Genomic DNA, 11718 nt, shown 5'->3' with positions numbered 1-11718 from the left:
CGTGTCCCGGAAATGCGGCCGGGGAACGAACGTCCCACTTCACGGTGTCCGACTGACCGACACACGTGCGAACCGCCGCACCAGGCCGGGACCTGCCGGGTCCGTCACCGTCACCTTGCCCGCGTTGTTCTGCGGTCCCGTGGATTCGAAGACGGTGGTCCAGCTTGCCGCCGCCAGATCGCCGCAGAACTGGACCCGATAAGTCAGCTCCGGCATCGCTTGACGCGAGAACGACGCGATGAAGCGGGCGCTTCCATCCCGCCCGCACTCCAATCCCTCCAAAGAATCCGGATCGCGGGGATCACCGCCCAGCCCCAGCTCCAGCAGCGTGGGAGATCCGTCATGATCCGGATCCGCCAGATCCGCCGCGTCTCCCGAGGAAGCGGTGACGCCGAAGTGCCGGAACCGCGCCACATCCAGCGCAGACACGGATGACGGCGCAGCCGGCCAAGTGAACTGCGTTTCGGTAACCGGCGAATCCCCGCGGGCATTGAACGCCGTGACCCGCACCCGGAGCGCGGTGCCAGCCGCCATTCCCGAAAGATCGCACCACCGGCGGCCCGCGGGAAACTCCCCGGCCAGCGCGAATGGACCCGAGTTTTGCGAGAGCTCCACGCGGAAGCCGCTCTCGTTGTCCGAAAGATCCTCCCAGTGGACCACTCCCGTACCGGCGGGCAGCGCCAGCAACGACCCAGTGCCCGGCTGCACCGGAGGAGCCAGCGCGCCCTTGATCATCGTGAAATGGTCATCTGTCGCCGGCGGCCCTCCGCCTTCCGGCAATTCGCGCAGGAAGGTCACATCCATCCGGTTGTCGGTCACGTCGAGCACCACCGAGCCCAGCTCATCCAGGGAAACCTTCATCACCGGATGGTTCAGGGCTCCGCCGCTGCGTTGTCCTGCGCTGCCTGCGACCATGTAGACCGCGCCCTCATGCGGAGACGCATGTTCCGCCAGCTTCCGGTAGGCTCCATCACCGTCTTCGCGGCCATCGCCCATGTCCTTGAAATGGGTCGTCTGCAGTGTGTCCGAATCGCCGTAGTGGCCATCGATCAAGGCCGAGCGCTCGTACGAGTGGCTGTGTCCGCTGAGCACCAGATCCACGCCATGGCCTTCCAGGATCGGGAGGATCTGCTCGCGCATCTCGATCAACTCTCCCTCTTCGTCCGAATCATGAGATCCCTTCGTGTACGGCGGATGATGAAAGCACACCACCACCCACGGCAGCGTGTTACTTGTTAGATCCGCGGCCAGCCACTGGGCCATCGGTCCGGTCGCGGCGCGGCTGCTGGTCATCGAGTCCAGCATGATGAAATGCAGGTTGCCGTGGTTCCACGCGTAGTAGCGGGTGGTGCCCGAGGCAGCGCCACCGCACTCGCCTTGCTTGGGCACCGCGAAGATCGAGTCGTAGGCGTAGGTCCCGTCCGCGAAGTGCTCCCCGTAGGTCTCGTGATTGCCATAGCAGGGCCACACCGGGACCTGCCTCAGGATTTGCTCATAGATCCCGAAGAAGTTCAGTTGGTAATCTGCATCCGTTCCCGCGTAGTAGGCATTGTCTCCCAGCAGCACCACGGCATCCGCCGGATGGGTTTGATGCAGCTGATAGAACCCGTCCCGCACCGCGATCTGCTCCGAGCTTCCGGTGCCGCAATCGCCGAGCACCCAGATCCGCCGCTTGGCCTTCGAGCCCTCCGGAGTCGCGGTCACGAAACGACAGGTGCTTCCCTGGGCCAGGGTCTCTCCGGAGGTCTCCACCGCATAGTAATAGGCAGTCGCCGGCTGCAAGCCTCCGAGCAATACCCGGTGGTCCGTCGCGGAAGGTCCTGCCGCGGAATAGGGAAGATTGTCCGGGGCGGGACCATAGCGCACCACGCCCGCACCGGCCTCGCTGCTGCGCCAGCAGACGACCACCGATCCGGCCGTCCCCTGTTGCAGGAAGGGACCACGAGTCAGCTCGCCACCGATGGCCAAGGCCCCACAAGCCAGCCATCCGATCATCCCTCGTTTCCATCCCAAGATCCTCATGACAAAGGGCCAGCCTTCAGAAAAGGGGCACTCCGGTCAATCACCCGGGCGTGTGAAGCCCATCAGCCACCTGACTCCAGCTAAGGTGCCAGCGCCCGCACGCGGAAGAACTGCCTCGGAACACCCGTGAAGGGCACAATCACCAGCGTCGACGGCGTGGTGCCAGCCTCCACGGTCTTGAACGTCGACCACGACACGAGATCGGCGCTCGCTTCCACCTGATAGAGCTGACCGGAACGACTGCTCCATTCCAGCATCCCGCCATTGGGACCTGCACTCAAGTAGGTGAAGCTCAAGCGGGAGCTGGCGGACGTCGGATCGCTGCCGAAGAAATACTCCGCGGCATTGTCCATCCCGTCTCCATCGGCGTCGAAACCCGCAGCGGCGGAAGGACTGGTGGCGGAGCCGAAATGATCCACCTGCCACAGGTCATCGATGCCATCCGGCGACGATGGACTCACCGCAGTCACGGCCAGCGAGTCGATGAAGCACAGGACCCCGGGAAGAGCCTGCCCCACCTCCAGCACCAGCCGGCCGCCGCGGATGGCGACTCGCTTCGTGTGGGTGGCATTTGCGGGAAGCGTCTCCGGTTGATTCGCCGCCCAATCACCGAAGACCGAGTCGCCATTGATCGCCGCCAACGCCTGGGTCGAAGCCGTGGGGCGGCCCATCATGACCGCGACATCGTAGACTCCATCCTGAATGCCCAGCACGAAGGTGTAGCGCCTGCCGAAGTCCTCATAAATGTAGCTCTTCTGGAGTTCATTCACGCCGGTGGCCGATGGCGAGGACCCGTAGAACAGCTGGCTGGGCTCGGTGAATATCCAGCCCAGCTGCTGCGCCGGATCATACGGCGTCTTGCCCTGCTTGGTCCACGTGTGGCCGTCCACCACCAGCGGATTGGTCGTCGGATAGCCTGCGGGATCTTGGAAATTGAAGTAGTACGATCCATACGGCCGCGGCGAATCCGCGGGCAGCTGCGATTGATAGCTGGCTCCGCCGAGGTAGTTCGCCAATTGGAGCCGCAGCCACAGCAAGCGGGATGGGTCCTGCTCGAAGCCGGTCATCGCTTGCGCCGCTTGCTCGACGAAAAGGTCCGCGGGATTCGTCGAGTTCGGCTTCGGCTTGAAGCCACCATTGGCGAGCCGGAAATATTCATAGTCTTCGATCGACTCGCGCAGCAGCTCGGAACGAATGGTCGGAGAGATGCCCGTGGGTGACGCGAGCACGGTCGAGAGCATTGGCGTCTCAAGTCCGGTATCGTACCAGCCCGAGACGCGGTGCCGCCACGCCAGCCAGGTGAGCAGCCGCGTCTGCACGGCGGAGCGGGAAGGCTGGTTTGGGTGTAGGAAATTGCCCGGCGTTTCGGGAATCATGTACCACCAGCTCTGCTCATTGTTTCCGCTGAGGCGCTGCCATGCATTCCCCATCGCCCCAGCGAAGCCGGGCAGGTAGCCGAGCCATATATCGTAGCCCTGTCCGGGATAGAGCGCGTTATTGTAGATCTCCGGCTTCGCTTCCTCGGAGATCAGCAGCGGAAGCTTCGGCGCATACTGGCGGCTGACCGAGGCGAGCCACGCGGCGAGATTGTAGTCCGCCGTATTCTGCGGCTCATTCATCACGTCGTAATGAGCCTTTGAAAGGTAATCGCGGCCTAGCGGATTACCGCCATTTTCGAAAGCGACCGCGGGATCGCAGTAGTCCTGCAGCGCCTTCAGGTAAGCCCCCCATTTCTGGTTGTAGGTGGCCGTGCCGTAGTTCGTCCCACGAGGATCGCCCGAGATGCTGGTGCCGCAAAACGTGGAAGGCCGCGGCTGGGTCGTGGTGGTGTATCTAACAGCGGTGAAGCTCGCGAACCCCACGTCGTCATTGAAGCCCGCACCCGCTAGGTACTTGTTCGCGAGATATCGCAGCGAGAAGTCCTGCGGCTGGTCGCCCTCGTCGTAGAAGTGCGCGCAATCGACCCACGTGATTTGCGGAATGAAGCCGCTGGGCCACGTCGGGACGCTCGGGATCATCCGGTGCTCGAAGAACCACCGGTTGACGTCGAAGACATTGGAAGCGCTGCCTGAGGTGGCCCACGTGACAGTCGCCCGGAAGGACGACTCCGCCGGCAGCGTGAAGCCGAGCACGTGGACCCGGACCGGGAAGGATTTCGAGAACGAGGGCGCGGTGAAGGTCAGCGTGTTCGTGTAGATCCCGGGCGCCGTGCCCGGTGGCACGCGGAAGGTCAGCCAGAAGGCATCGTTCATCGACACGGTCAGAGGAACGGAAGCACCCCATGTGACCGGCTGGAGGACATCGGGCACTCCCGAGCCATCGAAGATCACATTGTGCAGCGTGGCCGTGATGACGTTTCCCGATGGGCCCGTCCACGTGCTGCCGAGCGAGAGCACCCGGTTCCCGGAAGCGCCGAAGCGGCTGACGAGTTGCACCGGCTCATACTCGTTGCAGGCGGCGTAGAGGTCGATGCCATCCTGTGAAGCCGCCGGCGCATTGCCACTTCGCGTGACCTTCCACACCGGCGGAGCCACCCATAGCGATGTCTCCGGGCGGAGCTTGTAGAAGAACGCAGGGGACAACGCCGACGAAGGCGGATCCTGCGACTGTGCGCACGTCGGCCAGATCGCCAGCAGGAGAAGCATCGCGGCGAAGACGTGTGCTGGCACCCAGGGATGGAAACCGCGGGTCATGGCGGAAGTGGGGATGGAAGTCGCGGGGCTGCTGGTGGCCTTGACGCGACGCATCAGCAGCCCATTGCCACCCTTCCTTCATAACCCGTGGGGCATCTCGGCCCAAGCTGAATTTCGCTCGAGGCCCCTGCCGCATTCCCGCCTCGCATCTTCACCACAGCGTTTCGATGAAGAGGCAATCGAGCGCCAACATCGTGCTATTTGCAGACAATCGGCCCATATCGGACGGGCTCTAGCGGAGAACTGATACGTGAATACGTAATATCAATAAACAGCCACTACGGTAGCTCAGGTGTCGCCTCCCGCGTGCTTGTTCCTTGTTGCCTCACCCCATGAAGATCCATCGTTCTATTAGCCTCGTTCCTTTGGTTTGCCTCGCTTCCGCCCTTTCCGCTCTCAGCACCCAGGCGGCGGTGAGCATCTATCTCTCGCCGAATGGCATTGAGTCCGCCGAGACCAGCGGCATCAATGACATCCAGGTCACTACCGAGACCTTCTCGACCGGCACCGGCTACGTCAGCAGCTACAACGGCGCCATCGGCATCTACGCCGGTGACGGCTTCATCAACGCGGAAGACATCTACGGCGGTTACCAGGAGGGCAATTACCTCGGCATCCAGACCGGGCAGGCCATGACCGTCACGCTGACGACCGCGGCGTCCTATTTCGGCTTCTATTTCTCCGCGGGAGACGCGGGCAACGTCGTGGAACTCTTCAGTGGCGGCAATCTCCTCCTCACCTTCAAGACGGGCGACCTGATCGCCATGTTGCCGAATACCAACGGCAGCCAGATCCAGGCGATCAATGGCAGCCTCTACAACACCAAGGACTACTACGGTCAGCCAAACGGCCCGAATCAGGCTGCCACGAACAACGAGCCCTACGCCTACGTCCACTTCGTCGGCACCGGTGGCACCACCTTCGACAAGATCCGCTTCAGCGAACCGACCACGGCCACCTTCGAGACGGACAACCACAGCGTCCGCACGAACGCTCCGGCGCTGCCGGGCTCGCTGGTGGATATCACCGGCGCCGTTCCCGAACCTTCCGGTGCGGCGCTTGCTGCCTTCTCATTCGGAACGCTGGCGCTGTTCCGCCGCCGCCGCGCGTAAGCGGACATCCATTCCCGCTCCGCCGCCGTCCGATCAGCAATGAAAGGACCGGCGGCGTCGACGGGATGAAATGCCACAGTGGCACCCGCTTTTTCCGGTCACCGGGCGGGTGTCCGTCTCCTCGATCCGCATGACCGTCCCGTAGCCTCCAGCGTTGTCAGCTGTTGAGATGCCGGGCACAGGAGAACTCCTTATCGACGGGATAAGGCGTCGTGTGATGGGCGGGGAGCCTGTCGACTTTCTCCAATCGGGAAGCTCTCACGAGTAGAGAGATCCTTGACCGCCTGGCCGGTAGTGGCGGCCGCTTTTGCATCGGTTTCAAAGGCGGGAATGCAAGCCCGGCATGGGCTTACCAAGGATGCGACTGGTTGGCATAGCCAACCAGATTGAAAAGCTTGCGAAGATCGAACCGGATCGGTGCATTCTTTAAATTGAGGTAGGAATGTACTCAATTCTCATTATCCCCGAGGATTCCCCGCCACCCGTATTCCCTCAGCAGGAAGCCGGAGGTGACAGGATGGTGCCCGGCCTCGCGACTCAAAGGCTGGACCACGAGCGCTCCGTCCCACCCAAGCCTCTTTCGAGGCCGGGACATGGTCCTGTTAGAGGAGCCGATGGCCCGGCAACTCCATCGAAGACACCGGCTCTCAAGCGGAGTCCCCGGCACACCGACCCAAATCGATCGGGCCAATTAAACATTTCAGGCCCTCCTGCCCCGGTGATCCGGCCGCCCCTTTCTCCTCATGATGCCTAGAAAACCAAGACACAGCTAAACCCCAAAACCCCTCCTCAAAACGACATGAAACCCAACAAACCCAAGAGCATCCACGCGTTCCTCGCGAACGTTCATACCCGTAGCAACCTGCTGCGCCTCGGCGCGCTGCTTATCACCGCCACCACCGCTGGCGCCGCCAACCTCTACTGGGACACCAATGGCACCGCCACCGGATCAGGAACCTCCACCGGCGGCGACTGGGAAGGAGTGAACTGGAATACGAACTCGGCCGGCACGACCACTGTCCCCGGCGTTTGGGTGGATGGCTCCACCGCCGTGTTTTCGGCCGGCACCAACGCCACCGGCTCCTTCACCATCAATCTCAACTCAACGGTCTCGGCACCCGCGATCCTGTTCGAGGAAATTACCGCCGGTAACAACCGTACCTTCAACGGCAACGGCACCATCAACATCGGTGGCGGCACGATCACCTCGACCGCCTTCGGTGCCGGCACCAGCGGCAACAATGGCACCGACGTCAATTTCAACGTGGTGCTCGCCGGCAGCGGCGGCCTGACGATCGCCGCCCACGGCAACCACATCACCAACGGCGGCGGTGGCGGCGGCTCGGAACTCCGGCTGAATGCCAACAATACCTTCACCGGCGGCCTCACCATCACCAGTGGCCTGGTGTCATGGAACAACGATGCCCATCTGGGCGATCCCTCCAATATCATCACCCTCAATGGCGGCGGCAGCCTCAACACTGGTGCGCTCCACACCACCACGCGGACATTCCGGATCGGAACCAACGGCGGCACCTTCCGCCTCTACGGGTCCACCGTTCTCCTTCACAGCGGCACCATCGTCAACGCACCGGGAGCGACCAATCCCACGCTGCGCCGCACCGACGGCGGCACCTTCCGCATGCTCGGGTCGATCAGCGGCTTCACCGGCACCTGGCTCAATGGCGGAGGCACCACCGAGGCGGCCGTGCCGAATGCGGACTGGTCGAACACCAACCTGCAGCTTGAAGGTGGAAACTTCACCTTCAACGGCACCGGCACCGCCGTGGTCAATGCGATCCAGGGCAACACGGACGTTTATTTCGACTACGGCACCACTGCTAACGTCGACACCGGCGCGATCACGCTGACCGGCGGCGGGAACTGGCGCACCAACCTGGGATCGCTGGGCAAGCTGACGTCTTCCACCGGCACGCTTACTTTTGCCAGCGGAGCCGCCAGCGGATCGCTCAGCACGTCGAATCCCTCGATGCAGGTGACCATCGCCAACTCCGGTGCCACTCCGGTCGCGCTGGTGAAGAACAACGTCGGCAACCTCGTCCTGGCCCAGCAGAACACCTACACGGGCGGCACCACCATCAATGCCGGCCGCCTTGACGCCACCCATCCCGGCGCGTTTGGCAGCGGTAGCGTGACTGTCAATTCCGGTGGCCAGCTCTTCCTCTCCTGGGGAGCTCCCTATTCCACGCCCGTGACGATCAATGGCAATGGGCCCACCGAGGGGACGTCCTTCGGCGCGCTCCGGCTGGGAAATCCCGCGGTGCTGTCCGGTGCCCTGACCGTCGGCTCCGCCTCTCGCATCGGCGTGAACAGCAATGAAATCGGCACCATTTCCGGTAGCGTCACCGGCAGCGCTGCCTTGGAAAAAACCGGTCTCGGCGTCCTGTCGCTGACTGGAAACATGGCGGGCTACAGTGGAGCGGTCACGGTGTCACAGGGCTCCCTGAACGTGGCCACCACCCTTCCCGGCAGCGTCTCGGCGGCGGATGGGGCGGTGATCGCGGGTGAAGGCAGCGTCGGCGGTCTTACACTCGGCACGTCCGCCGGAGCCGGGATCGCGATCGACGGCTCCACCGCGGGCGCACTGACTACCACCAATCTGACCACCACCGGTCTCACCTCCGTGCGGTTGCTCAGCAATCCCGCGGTGTTTGGCACGCCCATCCCGGTGATCAACTACAGCGGGACCCTCTCGCTGCCGGGCCCTGCGAGTTCCTCGTTCGATTTGCAAAACGCTGCCCAATACCGCGGCGTGCCAGCCTTCAATGATACCGGCTCCGCCATTACCCTGACGATTCCAGCCGGTGCCAACCTCGTCTGGGCCGGAACCAATGTACTGGCGACCTGGGACAACGGCGTCAGTGCCGACTGGTCGAACGGCGGCGGCGCGGACGTGTTCTACGCCGGCGACAATGTGCTCTTCAACGACTCGGCCGCCAACAAGACGGTCGTCATGAGCGGCATGCTGAGCCCCGCCATGGTCACTTTCGACAATAGCACCGGCAACGACTACAACATCACGCCGAACGGCGGAGGCCTCGGCTTCACCGGTCCGACCAGCATCGTCAAGAACGGCACGGGCACTGCCACCATCCAAGGGTTCGGCCACAACTACACGGGCACGGTCACCATCAATGGCGGCGTGCTTCAGGGCAATGGCAACTACGAGCTGCTGGGGAACTCCTCCGGGGTCTTCGTCAACAACGGCGGCCAACTCAACGTCAACGGCTTGAACTTCGGCAATGGCACCCGTCATTACACGATGACCATTGCCGGTGCCGGTGCCAACGGCCTCGGCGCCATCACCAACTCCTCCACGAACAGCCCGAACGAAAATGCCGGCATCCTCCACCTGAAGCTCAGCGACAACGCAAGCGTCGGTGGCAGTGGCGGCCGCTATGATATCGGCCGCTCTGGCGGGGCTTTCGGCACCGTGAATGGCAATGGCTTCACCGTGACCAAGGTCGGATCCAATACGATCTGCTTCCGCGCTCCCGCCACTAACATCAACTTCGTGTGCGCGGCCGGAACTCTCAAGATGGAGGACTCCGACACCGCCTTCGGCAGCAACTCGGTCACGGTGACCGGCGGCACGCTGCAGGCCTACGGCTACCGCATCATCGCGAACCCCGTGGACTTCGCCGCGACCACCACCCTCGACAGTGACGGCGGTGGCAACCAGCGGTGGACCGGTCCCTTCAATCTGAGTGGCGCGGCCGCCACCACGATGAATGTCAACGCCCGCAGTGGCGTGATCACCTTGGACAACGTGATCTCCGGCACCGGCGACCTCACCTCCATCGGTGGCAACCAGCTGATCCTCACCGGCGGCTCGGCCAACACGATGACCGGGGCAGTCCGGGTCACCGGCACCGGCCAACTGATCCTGTCGAAGACTGCGAACACTCCCGCGATTCCCGGTGATCTCTATCTGTCCAACACGGGCAGCCGCCCGATCGTCTCGATGACGGCGGACAATCAGTTCGGTGCCAACAGCGTGATCCATTTCAACGGAACCAACGAGTCGCGCATCGAACTGAAGGGCACCACCCAAACCGTTGCCGGCCTCGACTACCCGGCCGCCACTGCTGGCTTCAAGGCCATCCAGCATTCGGAATACGGCTCGCCATCGGCGGTGGACGCTGTTTCCGACCTGATCATCAACGTGGCGAATGGCAACACCTTCGCCTACTCCGCTGACCTGCGCGACCAAGGCGGCACGGTGAACGTGGTGAAGAACGGCACCGGTACCCAGAGCCTGCTTGGCAATGGCATCGACTACCGGGGCACCACCACGGTCAACGCCGGCACGCTGATCAGCAACGGCGACGACATCTGGACCTCGGTGCTCACCATCGCCTCTGGAGCCGTCTTCGATGCCCACATCACTTCGACCACGGAACTCTACGAGCACATGTTCGGCGGTAGCGTGATCAATGGGGCCGGAATCTACCGCAAATCCGGGCCCGGCACCTCGAGCTTCAGCTCGGGCAACGGACTCGCGAACGTCTCCATGGCGTCGGGCGCCCTGATCGACATCACCGAGGGAATGATCCGCCTCGACTACGGCGGCAACAACAACTGGACCAACAACAAGGCCGACATGAACATCGCTTCCGGCGCGTCCTTCAACCTCTGGGACAACACGGGCTCCGGCCCGATGGTCGATGCCCTCACGGGTGAAGGTAACGTCACGCGCACCAACTACGCCGAAACCGGTAACCTGACCGTGGGCGTCGACAACGGCAGCGGTGACTTCGCCGGATCGATCAGCAATACGACCGGCAAGACCCACCTGATCAAGAACGGCACCGGCACCCAGACGCTGTCCGGCTTCAATACCTACAGCGGCAACACCACCATCAACGGTGGTGCCGTGGTGCTCACGGAATTCGGCTGGCTCAGCTTCTTCGTCGGCAATGGCACCACCAACTCGGTCGGCGGCACCGGCAGCTTCACTGCCAATGGTACCTTCATCATCGATACCAGCGCGGTGACTGCCAACAGCGGCACCTGGAATCTGGTGAACACCTCATCGTTGACGGAAAGCTTCGGCGCCACCTTCTCCATCCTCGGCTGGACCGAGGCGGGGAATGTCTGGACCTACGAGGATGGCAACAAGACCTGGACCTTCACCGAGGCGACCGGGAATCTGGAGCTAGTCTCGGAGAATACCTATGCGACTTGGATCGATGGGTTCTTCACCGGCCAGAGCGACCAGAACATCATCGGCCCCGATGCCGATCCCGATCATGACGGCATCACCAATGCGATCGAAATGGTCGTCGGCGGCAATCCGGCCACGGGCGTGGACGTCAACCTGCAGCCGACCATTGAGCTGGTGACCAACCCCGCCGGTGTGCCGGCTGGCGATTATCTGCTCTTCACCTACCGCCGGACCGATCTCTCGGTCCTTGCCGGGGTGATCGCCTCCAGTGAATACGACACGAATCTGATCGCACCGTGGACCGTGGCCCAGAATGGCGTCGGCGGCGTGACCATCCTGGTGGATGACAACTACGCGTCCTTCACGCCACCGGCCACTGACACCGACCGGGTGCGCGTGTTCGTTCCGCGGGCGGCGAATGCCAAGCTGTTCGGCCGCTTGAACGCGACGGTTCCCTGACCCTCTCGCGCGGGTATGGGTTCCCCGCGCGGTTTCGGCCCGGACGCGTCTGACGCGTCCGGGCTTTTGTTTTCTATTTCATCTTTTGGGAGGCGATCGGTGGCTCGGAAACGGTAATGTTGGCGGAAGTTCGCCGGTTTGGCCTCGAAGCCATTCGGGATAAGGCATTTTAGGGGTGGGGGAGGCTTACTATTCCCTCGTGCGGAGTACTAATTTTTGGCAGGAAATTTGCATCATCATCATT

4 protein-coding genes are annotated in these 11718 nt (G+C 62.8%); 2 read left to right on the top strand and 2 right to left on the bottom strand.

Annotation, left to right across the window (positions count from 1 at the left end; translation table 11 throughout):
• Window positions 1–39 precede the first annotated feature (39 nt).
• Both WKV53_RS10655 and WKV53_RS10650 read right to left on the bottom strand, forming a co-directional pair.
• Complete coding sequence (locus tag WKV53_RS10655; protein ID WP_341404565.1) at window positions 40–2022, bottom strand: metallophosphoesterase; 1983 nt, start codon at window positions 2020–2022, stop codon at window positions 40–42.
• 80 nt (window positions 2023–2102) lie between these two features.
• Window positions 2103–4715, bottom strand: a complete 2613-nt coding sequence (locus tag WKV53_RS10650; protein ID WP_341404564.1) for a hypothetical protein — start codon at window positions 4713–4715, stop codon at window positions 2103–2105.
• A gap of 332 nt (window positions 4716–5047) precedes the next feature.
• Here WKV53_RS10650 and WKV53_RS10645 point away from each other — a divergent pair, with 332 nt between their 5' ends.
• Together WKV53_RS10645 and WKV53_RS10640 are read left to right on the top strand one after the other, a co-directional pair.
• Complete coding sequence (locus tag WKV53_RS10645; protein WP_341404563.1) at window positions 5048–5827, top strand: PEP-CTERM sorting domain-containing protein; 780 nt, start codon at window positions 5048–5050, stop codon at window positions 5825–5827.
• Window positions 5828–6626: 799 nt separating this feature from the next.
• Complete coding sequence (locus tag WKV53_RS10640) at window positions 6627–11474, top strand: beta strand repeat-containing protein (protein WP_341404562.1); 4848 nt, start codon at window positions 6627–6629, stop codon at window positions 11472–11474.
• Window positions 11475–11718: the final 244 nt, after the last annotated feature.

The organism is Luteolibacter sp. Y139 (assembly GCF_038066715.1).
Lineage (GTDB): Bacteria > Verrucomicrobiota > Verrucomicrobiia > Verrucomicrobiales > Akkermansiaceae > Haloferula > Haloferula soli.
This window is presented reverse-complemented; position numbering and strand designations above follow the sequence as displayed.